The sequence below is a fragment of the Rhodococcus sp. I2R genome (assembly GCF_020889545.1).
In the GTDB taxonomy this organism is placed as follows: domain Bacteria; phylum Actinomycetota; class Actinomycetes; order Mycobacteriales; family Mycobacteriaceae; genus Rhodococcoides.
Window position 1 is genome coordinate 72,419 of record NZ_JAHUTG010000015.1, and the last position, 12,734, is coordinate 85,152.

The following is a 12,734-nucleotide window of genomic DNA, read 5'->3' on the forward strand; positions in this document are numbered from 1 at the left end:
CCAATCCCGCTCCCAGGTGTTAAAAATAGAACACGTTCTACTCGTTCCCGATCGACGCACAGGCAGGTATTTGAGCGTGGACTTCACCCGAGACTCGACGCAGACAATCGTGGCCGAGATGGTCGACGGCCTCATCGCGCGCGAGCCCGCGGATCTGTGGGCAGCGCTTTCCGACGCGGGCCTGTCGACGATGCTGCTGCCAGAAGCTGCCGGAGGTGATGGACTCGGTCTCCCCGAAGCAGCCGTCGTACTGACGGAATTGGCGAAGCACGCCGCGGTCGGCCCGGCACTGGCCACTATCGGCTTCGGCATCGTGCCGCTGACCGCGCTCACCGGGCCCGAGGTGATCGCGCGCATCGCGCAGCCCGGCGCGATCCTCACTGCGGCCCTCGCTGAACCGCGCTCACCGTTTCCGCTCGACCCCGCCACCAAGGCGGTTCCCGACGGAGACCGGATGCGGGTGACCGGAACCAAGATCGCCGTCGCCTACGCCGAGCAGGCACACCGCATCCTGGTGCCGACCTCGGAGGGAATCGTCCTCGTCGATCCAAAAGCGGACGGCGTCACCTGCACGCGGACACCGTCGTCGACGGGGGAACCCGAATATGTCGTCGAAATGGACGACGTGCCCGGCGAATTCGTCTCCCTCGACACAGCGCGGCTGTATCGTCTCGCGGTCGCAGCCATCGGTGCCGTTGCCGACGGCCTTGCCGCCGGGGCCGCGGAACTGACGGCAACCCACCTGGCCAACCGTCACCAATTCGGTAAACCGCTCGCAACGTTCCAGGCGGTGGCGGGCGAGATCGCCGACGTCTACGTCACCGCGCGAACCCTGCATGTGGCGGCGGTGTCCGCGGTCTGGCAGGCATCGCTCGAGAACGACGGAGGTGGTGGCGACGGCGATGTACTGGCGTACTGGATCGCCGCCGAGCTTCCGGCCGCGATGCAGATGTGCCACCACCTGCACGGCGGCATCGGTGTCGATGTCACCTATCCGATGCACCGTTACTACTCCGCCGCAAAGGATCTGGCACGACTGCTCGGCGGAGCCGCGCACCGACTCGAGATCTTGGGGGCAGCATGTTCGTCGAACTGACCGAGGCGCAGCTGAGACTGCAGAAACAATTGCGGGACTACTTCTCGGATCTTGTCAGCGATCACGACGCCGAGGTCATGATGACCGAGCGGCACGGCGAGACCTACCGCAAGATCATCAAGAAGATGGGTAGCGACGGCTGGCTCGGTGTCGGCTGGCCGAAGGAGTTCGGTGGTCACGGATTCGGTGACGTCGAGCAGTCGATCTTCGTCAACGAGGCTGCCCGAGCCGACATTCCGCTGCCGGCGGTCACGCTGCAAACCGTCGGGCCCACGCTGCAGAAATACGGAAACGATACGCAGAAGGCGAAATTCCTGTCTGCGATCCTGGCCGGGGATGTGCACTTCGCCATCGGCTACACCGAACCGGAAGCCGGAACCGATCTGGCCGCACTCGAGACGACCGCCGTCCGTGACGGCGACGAGTATGTCGTCAACGGTCAGAAGATCTTCACCACCGGTGGCCACGATGCCGACTACATCTGGTTGGCGGTGCGAACCGGTGCGCCGGATTCGCGGCACCGCGGGATCTCGATGCTGATCGTCGACACCACCGACCCGGGGTACTCGTGGACGCCGATCATCACGTGTGACGGCGCCCACCATGTCAACGCGACGTACTACAACGACGTGCGCGTTCCCGTGGACATGCTGGTAGGGGAAGAGAATGCCGGGTGGCGCTTGATCACGACGCAGCTCAATCACGAACGCGTCATGCTCGGGCCGGCGGGCCGAATCGCCGGTCTGCTCGTCCGGTTGCGGACGTGGGCTCGAGCGCACGGGCTGCTGGACGAACCCGATGTCCGCCGCACGCTCGGTGAGGTATACGCGACGTTCCGTATCAACGAGCTGCTCAACTGGCAGGTAGCGTCGAGTACCGCGGATGCAGTGGACGTTGCCGACGCATCGGCCACCAAAGTGTTTGCCACCGAACGTATTCAGCGGGTGGGCCGCCTCGCCGAGGAGTTGATCGGACGGCACGGAAATCCCGCCGATCCCGATACTGCGGCGCTGATGGCGTGGCTGGACAAGCAGGTCAAACGCAATCTGGTGATCACCTTCGGCGGTGGGGTGAACGAGGTGATGCGAGAGTTGATCGCGACCTCCGGACTCGGACTGCCCAGAGTAATCCGATGAGCGAGACCATCGCCGAGGCCGCCGACCGCATTGCGGCACAGGGCGAAAGCGCGCGCCGCGCCGGCCGCGACCCCGTCAACCAACCGATGATCAACAACTGGGTCGAGGCCATCGGTGACGCCAATCCGATCTACGTCGACGACGCTGCGGCACGGGAGGCCGGACACGAAGGTGTCGTCGCGCCGCCGGCGATGGCGCAGGTCTGGACGATGGGCGGGCTGCACCGGACTCGTTCGGCCGACGACCCGCTCGGGCAGATCATGGCGATCCTCGACGAAGCGGGCTTCACCTCCATCGTTGCGACCAACTGCGAGCAGACCTATCACCGTTATCTGCGAGTCGGTGAGGAGGTGACGTTGACCGCGCGGCTCGAGAACGTGGTCGGCCCGAAGAAGACCGGGCTCGGCCACGGATGGTTCGTCACCACGCGGAACATCTGGTACGTCGGCGAGGAACCTGTCGCGGAGATGCTCTTCCGTGTGCTCAAGTTCGCACCGAACGTTTCGAGCGCCGCTGCAGAGGTTCCGGAGCAGATTCGGCCCGTGGTCTCGCAGGAAACCGAGTTCTTCTGGGACGGAACGAAGGTGGGCGAGCTGCGCGTGCAGCGTGTCGAGGACGGTTCGCTACGGCATCCACCCATCCCTGCAATCTGGCAGGACAGGGACAAGCCCCTCGACTACGTCGTCGCGTCGGGCAGGGGCACGGTGTTCAGCTACGTGGTCCACCACGCACCGGCGGTGCCGGGCCGATCGTTGCCGTTCGTCATCGCACTCGTGGAGTTGGAGGAAGGCGTCCGTATGCTCGGTGAACTTCGAGGGATCGAACCGGAAGAGGTGGCCATCGGGCTACCGGTCGAGGTGGACTTCGTGCGGATCGACGAAGACCTGACGCTACCTGCGTGGAAGGCCGTCGGATGAAGGCCCGCACGGCAGAACTGGCAATGGGTGATGTGGCCGTCGGCGATGTTCTGCCCGAGCTGCAGATCACCGCCGACCCGACATTCGTCGTCTCGACGGCCTTGGCTACCAGAGACTTTCAAGATGTCCACCACGACCGCGACAAGGCCGTCGAACGGGGCTCGAAGGACATCTTCGTCAACATCCTCACCGACACCGGGCTCGTGCAGCGATTCGTCACGGACTGGGCCGGACCGAGCGTCGTTCTGAAGTCCATCGCACTGCGGCTCGGTGTGCCCTGGTACGCCTACGACACGCTGACCCTGAGCGGCACCGTGTCCGCGGTGACCGGGGATGAGGTGACGGTCGACGTCGTCGGCCGCGATTCGCTCGGTGACCACATCACCGCCACGGTGAGGCTCGCATGAGCGGGCTGTCCGGGAAGGCGGCGATCGTCGGGATCGGCGCCACGGATTTCTCCAAGAACTCCGGACGTAGTGAACTCAGGCTCGCCGCCGAGGCTGTCACCGCTGCGCTCGCCGACGCCGGGCTCACCCCCGCGGACGTGGACGGACTGACCTCGTTCACGATGGACACCAACACCGAGACCGCCGTCGCGCGGGCGGTGGGAATCCCCAACCTGAAATTCTTCAGTCGCATCCATTACGGGGGCGGGGCGGCGTGCGCGACGATTCAGCAGGCAGCCATGGCCGTGGCAACGGGCGTCGCCGATGTCGTCGTCGCGTATCGAGCGTTCAACGAGCGGTCGGGAGCGCGGTTCGGTCAGGTGGCATCTCATCTCGCGGCCGCGCCGACCTCGTCGGGTATCGATGCGGGATGGTCGTACCCACACGGGTTGGGCACCCCCGCGTCGTTCGTGGCAATGGTGGCTCGTCGCTACATGCACGTCTACGGCGCGACCAGTGCGGATTTCGGACGGGTGGCCGTCGCCGATCGTAAGCACGCCGCAAACAACCCGGCAGCGTTCTTCTACGGCAAACCCATCACCCTCGAGGATCATCAGAACTCGCGGTGGATCGCCGAACCGCTGCACCTGCTGGACTGCTGCCAGGAGTCCGACGGCGGCATCGCGATCGTGGTGACGTCCGCCGAGCGGGCGAAGGATCTACCCAATCCGGCCGCGGTGATCACCGCAGCAGCGCAGGGGAGCGGACCGGATCAGTACATCATGACCAGCTATTACCGGGACGCGATGACGGGACTGCCGGAGATGGGGCTCGTCGCAGATCAGCTGTGGGCGCAGTCGGGGCTACGGCCCGAGGACATGCAGACGGCGGTGCTGTACGACCATTTCACCCCGTTCGTCCTCATGCAGCTCGAGGAACTGGGTTTCTGCGGGCGAGGCGAGGCCAAGGACTTCGTCGCGGACGGAGCGATCGAGCTCGGTGGCAGGCTGCCGTTGAACACCCACGGTGGCCAGCTGGGGGAGGCGTACATCCACGGCATGAACGGGATTGCCGAGGGCGTTCGGCAGATTCGGGGAACCTCGGTCAATCCGGTGCCGGACGTCCAGAATGTACTGGTGACGGCGGGAACCGGTGTTCCTACATCGGGTCTGGTGCTGTCGGCCAATCGGTAGCGAGCATCGACTTCGCGGATTCGGTGACGATCTCGAACATCGCCTGCTCGGCAGCCGCGGCATCTCCGGCCTGAATCGAGGACGCGACGACTCCGTGCAGGCGGATCGCTTCGGGGTCGGCTCGATGTGGCATCAACGCGTGCCGGGTGCGTCCGGCGAGCACTTCGACGACGATGTCCGACATCGAACGAAGTAGCGGATTGCCCGACGCTGCGAGCAGGGCGCGATGAAAATCCGAGTCGTGCGCGAGGTAGGCGTCGGAGTTGGCCGCGCGCGAGGTCGCGGACATACCGATGACCGCAGCAGTCAACCGTCCGCAGTGCTCCGGGGTTGCTCGCCCGGCTGCCAACCGAGCTGCCAAAGGCTCGATGCCAGAACGCAATTCGCTGAGCGACGCCAATTGTATGGCGCGGTTGGGGCCGGCGAGCTGCCACCTGATCAGCAGCGGATCGAGCGAATTCCAGTGTGTCGAGTCGAGCACGGTGATGCCGACGCGCCGGCGGACCGTGAGCAGACCGAGCGATTCGAGTACTCGGACGACCTCGCGGACGACGGTTCGCGAGACTGCGAATCGCACGGCAACGTCGTCTGCGGAGATCGTCGTCCCGGCAGGCACAGTTCCGTCCACGATGTCGCGCCCCAACGTATCGAGTACGGAATCGTGTAATTGCAGAAATGCTGCGCTTGCTTCGGCCGCCACTGCTCGATGGTCCCACGGGAGGGTGATGCTTCGCCCCCCGAGCTTCGGTCTGATTAGTAGTACATATTCAAGATCTACTTCTCATTTGTATGATGATAAAGTACAGTGATCGAGGTCACCTCGCGATGAGGTGTCGGCCTGGCGCACATCGGCCGCGCAGGTGTGGTTGGCGAAAGCGTATGCGGGTAACTCGTTCCAGGTGTGACCCCGCAGACATGGAGCGTGATGGCAATGACCGACTCAGGTGAGGCACCCCGAATGGCAGCTGCTGCGCGGGAGATGAACGTGAGCGATAACGGAAGTCAGCATCCGGTTCTCGTGCTCATGGGGGTATCCGGTTCGGGAAAGTCCACCGTGGCCGGAATCCTCGCCGGCGCGCTCAAGTTGGACCTGCAGGAGGGCGACGACCTGCATCCGCCCTCGAACGTCGAGAAGATGGCCTCCGGTCAGCCTCTGACGGACGAGGATCGCTGGCCGTGGCTCGAAACGATTGCCGAGTGGATTCGGGATCACACTGCCCGGCATGAGCCGGGCATCGTGACGTGTTCGGCGCTCAAGCGTCGGTATCGCGATGTCCTGGTGCGGGGGTCCGAGGGGCATGTCGTCTTCGTGCACCTGGCCGGCACGAAGGAGCGGATCAGCGGCAGATTGAACGTGCGGATGGACCACTTCATGCCGAGCAGTCTGCTCGACACGCAGATGAGCACACTCGAGTCGATCGAGCCCGACGAGCACGCCATCGTCGTCGATGTCGGCCCGCCTCCCGCCGCGGTCGCAGCGAGCATCATCGCCGAACTCGAGCGGATGCGCGCCGTATGAAGCAGCAGTGCTGGTTTTTAAGCATACGAATGAATGAACGGTTTGCGAAAAGTATGGTTAATGCGCCAAAGTGAAGTGGTTCACGAAAACATCCGTGTAGACAGACGGGTCACAAACCCGAATGCGTCTGCGCTCGTAAGGAGACGTCGATGGTGAGAGGCGCACCGTCCAGGCCGGTCGAACTTCCCGTTCCGACCGCGGACATATGGGATTGGCAACTCGACGGGCTGTGTCGAGGCTTCGACTCGTCCGTGTTCTTCCATCCCGAGGGTGAGCGCGGACGTGCGCGCACGATGCGGGAGCAGAAGGCAAAGGACGTGTGCAACCGCTGCCCGGTGCTGGCCCAGTGCAGATCGCACGCGCTGTCGGTCAACGAGCCGTACGGAGTGTGGGGTGGGATGTCCGCGCACGACCGCGCAGACTTCTACCGAAGCGAACCTCGCCTGGCCTGAGCCACCGTTCGTGTCGGTGGGATCGTGCACCATGTCGAACCATGAACAAGGTCATGCGCGCGACGCTCATCAGTGCGGTCGTCATCACCACGGTGATCGGCATCGCATCGTTCGTTCTCAGTTTCGCGGCGCTCTGGGATCTGGCAACAATGGCGGGAGTGCCACGCACTCTGTCCTGGCTGTGGCCGGTGATCGTCGACGGCACCATTCTGCAGGCCACCATCTCGGTGATCGCGCTGGCGCACCTCGACCGACATCACAGCGGCCGCCGGTTCTTCTGGGCGGTTCTGATCATCGCGGCCCTGGTCAGTATCGGCGCAAATGCGCTGCATGCATTCATCTCCCAGTCGGGAACGTTGCATCCCGCCCTGTCGGCCGCGATCGCGACCGTTGCGCCGGTCAGTCTCCTCGCAGCCACCCACGGGCTCGGCATCCTTGTCCGAGTGCCCACGGTTCGAATGGCGGACACAGCACCCGAATCGGCCGGACAACATCCCGCACTGCCTGAACAAACACTGCCTGAACAAGCACTGCCTGAACAAGCACTGCCTGAACAAGCACTGCCTAAGCCTGCACTGCCGGTGATCGGGCCGCCGCTGGTTCCGGCCGAGCGTGCGGTCGACCTGAAATCAGGGGCGCCCGAGGACCCGCTCGAGGACGTCGACCGCTGGATTCTCGACGAGGACCGCGCGGAAGATCTCTTCCCGGTCGAAGCTCCCTGATGTGGCCGCTGTTGCCCGGCGCTGGCACTATCGAGAAGATGAGCGAAGTAACGCCGCAGGTGCCGGGGCCCGGGCAGGAGTCGGTGTGGGACTATCCTCGACCGCCGCGACTCGAACAGTCCGATCGGATGATCACGGTCAGGGTCGACAGTGTTCTCATCGCCGAGACCCGTGCAGCCTGGCGCGTTCTGGAGACGAGCCATCCGCCCACCTGGTACATCCCTCGTGACGACGTCGCTGAGGGTGTCCTCTTTCCTTCGGCGGCGCGCTCGACGCATTGCGAGTGGAAGGGCGCGGCCACGTACTGGGACGTGCACGGCGGCGATGTGAGTCTGGCCGGCGCCGCGTGGAGTTACGAGAGGCCGACCGCCGCTTTTCTGCCCATCACCGGGCACCTCGCATTCTCCCCGAGCCGCCTGCACTGCGAGGTCGATGGCGAACGGGTCATCCCGCAGGAGGGCGGCTTCTACGAGGGCTGGATCACCAGCGACGTCGTCGGCCCCTTCAAGGGCATTCCCGGTAGTTGGGGATGGTGAGCTCAGCACCCGCCGAATTTCTCGTAGTGCACAGCCTCCGCCAGGGGCCGTCGGTCGCGCCACCCGAATCGCTCGAGGTCGGGGACCTGTGCGAACTCGGTGACGGGGCCCACGCATAGCCAGGCGATGGGCCGGACCGGTGAGGGAATGTCGAGCAGATCGGTGAGGAAGCTCTCCTGGTAGAACGAGACCCAGCCGACGCCGATACCTTCCGATATAGCTGCGAGCCAGAGGTTCTGCACGGCGAGTACCGCCGAGAACACGCCGGTGTCGTCTACGGTCGCCCGCCCGAGCACGTGCTTGCCGCCGCGTTCCGGATCGTAGGTGACGACGACGCCGGTGCGGCTGGTCTCGATGCCCTCGATCCGGATGGGATCGAAGGTGGCGCGGCGATCCGGGGGCAGCGACTGCGCGAATGCGACCCGCTCAGCGGCGACGTGTTCAGCGAATTGTGCGAGCGTATCCGCGCGGCGAACGACGACGAAGTCCCAGGGTTGGGTGTTTCCCACGCTGGGCGCGTGGTGCGCAGCGTCGAGAATTCGTTGTAGCACGGCGTCGTCGACGCATTCGCCGTTGAACTCGGCGCGAACGTCGCGTCGGGAACGAATGGCGGTGTACACCGGCATCGGCGGATCGTCTCTGCGGGTGTGGCTGTTGCTCATGGGACCTCGGCGTTGTTGCTCAGTTCGGCGTTCAGTGCGGCCACCGATTCGGGGATGTCGAGGGCCGGTACCGGACGTCCGAGATGATATCCCTGCGCGCAGTGGCAGGAGAGTCGTTTGAGGTCCAGCAGGGTTTCGCGGTCCTCCACGCCCTCGGCGGTGATGGTGAGGCCGAGGGTTCGGGCGAGGTCGATGGTGGATCGCACGATGATTCTGTGTGCGTCCACCGTTCTCATGTCGGTCACGAATGCCCTGTCGATCTTCAGTTGCTGCACAGGAAGACGCTGCATGTATGCCAACGAGCTGTAGCCGGTGCCGTAGTCGTCGATGGCGAGGACGACACCGAGCCGGTGCAGTCGGTCGAGAGATTCGACGGCGACGGGCAGATCGGTGACCGAGGCGGTCTCGGTGATCTCGATGATGAGTGCCTCGGGTGGAGCGCAGGCCAGCTCCAGTGCGCGTCGCACCTGGTCCACTACTCCGAGGTCGAGCAAGTTGCGTGCCGATATGTTCACCGACACTGTCAGGTCGATGCCGTCCCTGCTCCACTTCTGCCGCTGGGTCAATGCCTCGACCAGGACGTATTCGAGCAGGGGGCGGATCAGCGCGGTTCGTTCGGCCATCGGCAGGAACGAATCGGGCTCGACCAGGCCCTTTTCGGGGTGGTTCCAGCGCAGCAATGCCTCCACACCCACGACGCTCATCGACGTCAGCCCCACCTGCACCTGGTAGTAGACCTCGAGTTCACCGCGCTCGATGGCGTTGGCGAGTTCACCGAGCATGAGCAATGGCCCGCTCTCGTCCCGATCCATCGAACTGTCGTACATCGCGATCCGGGGCTGTCGGTCCTTGGCCGAACTCATGGCGAGGTACGCGTGTCGGCCCAGCTCCTCGGGGGGTGTCTCGGGCGCCGAGGCGGAGGAGCAGGCGATGCCGATACTGCCCTCGACCACGAGGGTTGCGCCTCGTACGTCGACCGGACGCAACAGCGCTGCGTGCATGTCGTGGGCAACGGTCATCGCGTCCGTTTCGTCTGCACCGACCGCGACGGCGAATTCGTCCGCCCCGACACGGCCGACCGCGCCACGCTCACCCACTACTTCGCGGAGTCGGGAACCCACCTCTCGTAGAACTTCGTCGCCGACGCCGTGGCCGAAGGTGTTGTTGATGTCTTTGAATCGGTCCACGTCGAAGAGGAGAACTGTCAAGGGCTGACCTTCGTCAGTGCGTTCGTAGAGCCACCTTTCCAATCCATGGCGGTTCGGCAGGCCCGTGAGGTGGTCGGTTTCGGCGACATTGCGCAAGGTCTGGGTTTGACGGTGCAGCAGCCCGAGAAGTTCGACGACGCGAACGAAGACGAGCACCACCAGCAGCGTGGTGCACAGGACGACGCCCCAGCCCCACTGCGTGATGTCTTCGCCGCGCACGAGCAGGACGGCCATCACCGCGGGGACCGTCAACACCGCCGCGGTGAGAAGCAGGACCGTGGGGGTCCCGAACGACGCTGTAAGCCTCGAGTTGCGCCCGCGGGGCTTCGGAGGGGTCAACGTCCGCATGGATGGATGCAGGGCCGCGGTTCCGGCGAGAACGTAGAAGGCCAGAAAGCCGACCCCGACGGCGCCCGCACCGTTGGCCTCGGCGGTGATCGATTCGATATCGACGGCGATGTCGGTGACGAGGGTCGCCACCACAGCCGCGCTCAGCAGGCGGAACGAGACGGACTGCCATTGGCTGGATCCGACGAAGTGCACGAGCAAACCGAGGAGGAACACATCCATGGCCGGGTACACGACGCCGACGAACCCTGCGGTTCGCGCCATGTCTGCCGTCTCCGGTTGGACGACGAACACCCACATGAGGAGCCCGAACGCGATCATCACGATGGTGCTGTTGGCGACGTGACCGAGTTCTCCGCGTCGCCCACCCTGATGGACGAGTAGATACAGTCCTGCCCCCAGCAGCGGGTACCCGAGGAGGTAGATGATGTCCGCGACCGAGATCACGAACACGGTCTCGCTGGTGAACAACTCGCTCAGGTACGCGGCGTCACCGAGCACCCACAGGCCGGACCCGGCTGCGATGAGCATCCAGGCGGTGCGAGAGGCCGGTTGGTTGATGTGAATGCCGACCACAATGGCGACAATCGCCGAGATCCCGGTTGCGAAGAAGATCGCCTCCGACACCGTCTCAGGAACGGTGACCAGGTATCCCGCGCCCGCGGCGACCCCGAGCGCGGGGTAGAGCCACCATCTCACCGAGTCCGTCCCTCCCCTGCGTCGTCCTCGGAGCTGCCGTCCTCGGAGCGGCTGTCCTCGACAGCCGCCCCTGAAACATCCCACATTCGGCGTCGCGGTTCACCAAGAACGCGGTGTGATGAAGACCGGTCGAGCGCTCAGGGGAGCAACTGATCGATGAGGGTGTTGCTGTAGATGCGGTGCGGGTCGAGTGTGTTGTAGGTGGCCCTCGCGGTGTCCCAGTTATCGGAGTTCGGGACGCCCTGACGGTAGGTGTTCGGCAGAATCGACTCGATGACCTCGGCGTCCTTGTAGGGGAGTTCGGGGCTGAAAGCCCAGCCCTTGGACCATTCGGGGCGGAACGTCGCCCATGCTCCGGAGTAGTGCGCGCGCATCCACTGCTCCATCTCGCGGTAGAACGCGAACATGCCGGGTGTGTTCGGCACTCCGAGCACGTTGAGCCACACTGCTGTGTCCCACTCGGGGTGGTCGGGTCGGGGTCGCATCGCGGAGATCGTGGGTGCGCCGGCGGAGTCGACGACGACATCGGACGGGTCGTCCATGCCGCAGCAGCGAATCTCGACGGGGCCGTTGATCGGGTACTGGCCGATGGACTGGTAGTACGCCACCCTTGCCTCGAACCATACGGTGAAGTCGTGGACGACCTGGGCGACGTTGCTCCGCGAGGTGATGACCGCACCGCCGCCCTCGGTCAGCAGCAGCGTGCTGGGCTTGATGTAGAACTGAAGGTCCTTGGCCCAACCCCACAGGTCGTAGGAGCCGAATGCGGCCAGTCCCGCCACCGTGGTGCCGTAGAAGACCTGTCCGAACGCCGGTGCGATGAAGGTATTGCCCGCTGTGAGTTGACCGATGAGGTCCGAGGCGATTTCGGGAAGATTGTCCGAGAACGGGTAGTTGTACGGTCCGGTCACCTCCCGTGCGGTCGGCGGTTTGTCCGGGGAGATGGACCATACTTTGAGCCAGGGGTTTTCGGTGAACGGGTACCAGATGGCCTCGGCCCGCCCGGTCTGGTCCAGAAAGCTCTCGAACGTCCTGCCCGGCGCACCGGGTACACCGAACATTTCGCGCCACCCGATGTCGGTGTAGCTCTGGCATCTCATGCGGGTGTTCGCACTCGCCTGCAATGTCACCGAGGTCAGGAACGTGCGACCGAGGTGGGCGAGGAGTGGCAGAATCGCGGGCTCGGAGCGGTCGAATGTGCGCAGCGAATACGCGGTTCCGTCCCACACGACCGCCGTCAGTGAGGTGATCAGGTTGCTCAGTGAACCGAATGTTGTTCCCACGGGCGGTGATTCGCCGACAGCGGGCAGTGCAGCACCGTGTGCATCGACGGCCAGCGCCCCCGCGATCGACAGCACACCTGGTGCAGGTACACAGGCCCACCCGAGACCGTTGTCCTCGAGTCGTTGCAGGATCGCCTCGAGCGTGGCACCCGCGCCGGCTGTGACGGTCGAGTCACCGGGGTGGACGACGATACCGTTCAGGTGAACCATCGTGTCCACGAGAACAGTTCGATCGATCGGCTCGCCGTTGACGATGGTCAGCGGAGTCCAACCGTGCATCGCGCCACGGGGACGGATGCGGTAGCCGTTCGCGTGCGCCCAATTCGCCAGCGCAACGACATCCTCGGGACTCGTCGGTGAGCAGGTCCAGATCGCGTCGAGGATGATCTCCTTGGACCAGTTCTGGTAGCGCTGCTGATACAGCGGGATACCGGCGGGAAAGTTCGGGGGAGCAGGGATCGTCGTGTCCGCGCTTCCGAACGGTGCGGCGCCTGCGGGCACTGCCCGCAACACTGACGCAGCGGCGATCGCCCCCGCTCCCGCGGCAATGAACTGTCGACGATTCAACTCTGGCATG

The 12,734-nt window shown here is 64.6% G+C and carries 13 protein-coding genes; 9 read left to right on the plus strand and 4 right to left on the minus strand.

Going from position 1 to position 12,734, the window contains the following annotated elements; translation table 11 throughout:
• Positions 1–76 precede the first annotated feature (76 nt).
• Genes KVY23_RS16610 through KVY23_RS16630 form a run of 5 tightly spaced genes read left to right on the plus strand, consistent with a single transcriptional unit; the run spans position 77 to position 4,728 of the window.
• Positions 77–1,096, plus strand: a complete 1,020-nt coding sequence (locus KVY23_RS16610; RefSeq protein WP_230557480.1) for an acyl-CoA dehydrogenase family protein — start codon at positions 77–79, stop codon at positions 1,094–1,096.
• Entirely contained in the window at positions 1,081–2,232 is a 1,152-nt protein-coding gene (locus KVY23_RS16615; RefSeq protein WP_230557481.1) for an acyl-CoA dehydrogenase family protein, read from the plus strand. Before KVY23_RS16610 ends, KVY23_RS16615 begins: the two co-directional genes overlap by 16 nt.
• Complete coding sequence (locus KVY23_RS16620; protein ID WP_230557482.1) at positions 2,229–3,149, plus strand: bifunctional MaoC family dehydratase N-terminal/OB-fold nucleic acid binding domain-containing protein; 921 nt, start codon at positions 2,229–2,231, stop codon at positions 3,147–3,149. The genes KVY23_RS16615 and KVY23_RS16620 overlap by 4 nt, the downstream gene beginning before the upstream one ends.
• 23 nt (positions 3,150–3,172) lie before the next feature.
• Positions 3,173–3,556: a MaoC family dehydratase gene (locus tag KVY23_RS16625; RefSeq protein WP_075839488.1), complete on the plus strand. Its 384-nt coding sequence runs from the start codon at positions 3,173–3,175 to the stop codon at positions 3,554–3,556.
• Positions 3,553–4,728, plus strand: coding sequence for a lipid-transfer protein (locus KVY23_RS16630; RefSeq protein WP_230557483.1), 1,176 nt, complete (start codon positions 3,553–3,555; stop codon positions 4,726–4,728). Before KVY23_RS16625 ends, KVY23_RS16630 begins: the two co-directional genes overlap by 4 nt.
• Here KVY23_RS16630 and KVY23_RS16635 read toward each other — a convergent pair.
• Positions 4,694–5,428 (minus strand): FadR/GntR family transcriptional regulator, encoded by a 735-nt coding sequence (locus tag KVY23_RS16635; protein WP_075839465.1) that lies wholly within the window; start codon positions 5,426–5,428, stop codon positions 4,694–4,696. The two genes, KVY23_RS16630 and KVY23_RS16635, sit on opposite strands and share 35 nt — an antisense overlap.
• A gap of 258 nt (positions 5,429–5,686) precedes the next feature.
• Between KVY23_RS16635 and KVY23_RS16640 the strand changes: the two genes are divergently transcribed.
• From KVY23_RS16640 to KVY23_RS16655, 4 genes are all read left to right on the plus strand, one after another.
• Positions 5,687–6,247 (plus strand): gluconokinase, encoded by a 561-nt coding sequence (locus KVY23_RS16640; protein WP_374108735.1) that lies wholly within the window; start codon positions 5,687–5,689, stop codon positions 6,245–6,247.
• Between the two features lie 149 nt (positions 6,248–6,396).
• Positions 6,397–6,699, plus strand: coding sequence for a WhiB family transcriptional regulator (locus KVY23_RS16645; RefSeq protein WP_075839466.1), 303 nt, complete (start codon positions 6,397–6,399; stop codon positions 6,697–6,699).
• Positions 6,700–6,740: 41 nt separating this feature from the next.
• Positions 6,741–7,421: a DUF2637 domain-containing protein gene (locus tag KVY23_RS16650; RefSeq protein ID WP_230557484.1), complete on the plus strand. Its 681-nt coding sequence runs from the start codon at positions 6,741–6,743 to the stop codon at positions 7,419–7,421.
• A 38-nt stretch (positions 7,422–7,459) separates the two neighbouring features.
• Complete coding sequence (locus tag KVY23_RS16655) at positions 7,460–7,957, plus strand: DUF427 domain-containing protein (RefSeq protein ID WP_230557485.1); 498 nt, start codon at positions 7,460–7,462, stop codon at positions 7,955–7,957.
• A 2-nt stretch (positions 7,958–7,959) separates the two neighbouring features.
• Here KVY23_RS16655 and bluB read toward each other — a convergent pair whose 3' ends face one another.
• The 3 genes from bluB to KVY23_RS16670 form a co-directional block, all read right to left on the minus strand.
• Positions 7,960–8,619 carry a 5,6-dimethylbenzimidazole synthase gene (gene bluB, locus KVY23_RS16660; RefSeq protein WP_230557486.1) on the minus strand — a complete coding sequence of 220 codons (660 nt, stop codon included), beginning with the start codon at positions 8,617–8,619 and terminating at the stop codon, positions 7,960–7,962.
• A complete protein-coding gene (locus KVY23_RS16665) occupies positions 8,616–10,874 on the minus strand; it encodes a bifunctional diguanylate cyclase/phosphodiesterase (RefSeq protein WP_230557487.1) in 2,259 nt (752 codons plus the stop codon). The genes bluB and KVY23_RS16665 overlap by 4 nt, the downstream gene beginning before the upstream one ends.
• 137 nt (positions 10,875–11,011) lie before the next feature.
• Positions 11,012–12,733, minus strand: coding sequence for a cholesterol oxidase substrate-binding domain-containing protein (locus KVY23_RS16670; RefSeq protein ID WP_230557488.1), 1,722 nt, complete (start codon positions 12,731–12,733; stop codon positions 11,012–11,014).
• Between the last annotated feature and the right edge of the window lies 1 nt (position 12,734).

Bases quoted from the DNA above. Each gene is read 5' to 3' on its own strand.
- KVY23_RS16615 (WP_230557481.1), top strand. From the start codon at position 1,081: ATGTTCGTCGAACTGACCGAGGCGCAGCTGAGACTGCAGAAACAATTG.
- KVY23_RS16620 (WP_230557482.1), top strand. From the start codon at position 2,229: ATGAGCGAGACCATCGCCGAGGCCGCCGACCGCATTGCGGCACAGGGC.
- KVY23_RS16625 (WP_075839488.1), top strand. From the start codon at position 3,173: ATGGGTGATGTGGCCGTCGGCGATGTTCTGCCCGAGCTGCAGATCACC.
- KVY23_RS16630 (WP_230557483.1), top strand. From the start codon at position 3,553: ATGAGCGGGCTGTCCGGGAAGGCGGCGATCGTCGGGATCGGCGCCACG.
- KVY23_RS16640 (WP_374108735.1), top strand. From the start codon at position 5,687: ATGGCAGCTGCTGCGCGGGAGATGAACGTGAGCGATAACGGAAGTCAG.
- KVY23_RS16645 (WP_075839466.1), top strand. From the start codon at position 6,397: ATGGTGAGAGGCGCACCGTCCAGGCCGGTCGAACTTCCCGTTCCGACC.
- KVY23_RS16650 (WP_230557484.1), top strand. From the start codon at position 6,741: ATGAACAAGGTCATGCGCGCGACGCTCATCAGTGCGGTCGTCATCACC.
- KVY23_RS16655 (WP_230557485.1), top strand. From the start codon at position 7,460: ATGAGCGAAGTAACGCCGCAGGTGCCGGGGCCCGGGCAGGAGTCGGTG.
- bluB (WP_230557486.1), bottom strand. From the start codon at position 8,619: ATGAGCAACAGCCACACCCGCAGAGACGATCCGCCGATGCCGGTGTAC.
- KVY23_RS16670 (WP_230557488.1), bottom strand. From the start codon at position 12,733: ATGCCAGAGTTGAATCGTCGACAGTTCATTGCCGCGGGAGCGGGGGCG.